Annotated in this window: 1 protein-coding gene; it reads right to left on the bottom strand. The window is 63.3% G+C overall.

Features of this window, described 5'->3' with window-relative positions:
• Positions 1 to 710: helix-turn-helix domain-containing protein (locus tag NWF34_RS25290; protein WP_231632852.1), on the bottom strand; the 710-nt coding region annotated here is incomplete at its 3' end.
• Positions 711 to 840: the final 130 nt, after the last annotated feature.

The following is an 840-nucleotide window of genomic DNA, read 5'->3' on the forward strand; positions in this document are numbered from 1 at the left end:
GTCAACCGCGCGGTGATGCCGTACTCGCGACACGTCCGCTCGAAGAGCACCTCAACCGGCAACGGCCGCGTGTGTCTGCCGGTGAACTGGTTGCCGTTGTCGGTGAGCACCTCGAACGGCACGCCCCATCGATTCATCGCCCCGACGAACGCTTCACACACGGCACTGCCACTGGGCTGCTCGAGAACCGCGGCGACGGTGACGAAGCGGGAATGGTCGTCGATGCCGGTCAACAGTTTGCATTCCCGGCCGCCAGCCAGGAACACACCTCCAACCAGGTCGAGTTGCCACAGATGCATCGGAGCTTCCCGCTCCCATCGCTTGTAGACCCGTTTATGTAGCTGCTCTTGAGGATTGACCAATCCGTTGCGTACCAGCACGCGGTGCACCGTGGCCCGCGCGGGCGCGGGCGCATAAGGGTCGAGGCGTCCGAGTTCGTAGACGATGCGCCGGGCACCCCACCGCCGGTGGGTGCGTCGCATTTCGCAGATCGTCGCCTCCACTTGTGGAGAGATCTGGTTCGGGCTAGTACGCGGTCGGCGAGATCGATCCGATAAACCGCCCAGACCTGATGCGGCATAGCGCTTGCGCCACGCCGTGACCGTTTGGCGAGAGACACCGTAACGGTTAGCGACCTCGATGACCGGAGCACCGTCGGCGACTTCGGTGACCGCACGGAACCTGACCTCCACACGCACCCGTGCAGCGATCTCAGCATCGGATTCAGTCTCAGCAGAGAAGGACACCCCCCACACTCTGACTGCGACCACCGACAAGCGTGAGACGTCAACGATGTCCCGACGACACGACGTCAAGCATGTCCCGAGCCCTTACACGTCA

Origin of the sequence: Gordonia sp. GONU (genome assembly GCF_024733855.1) — a bacterium.
In the GTDB taxonomy this organism is placed as follows: Bacteria; Actinomycetota; Actinomycetes; order Mycobacteriales; family Mycobacteriaceae; genus Gordonia; species Gordonia amicalis.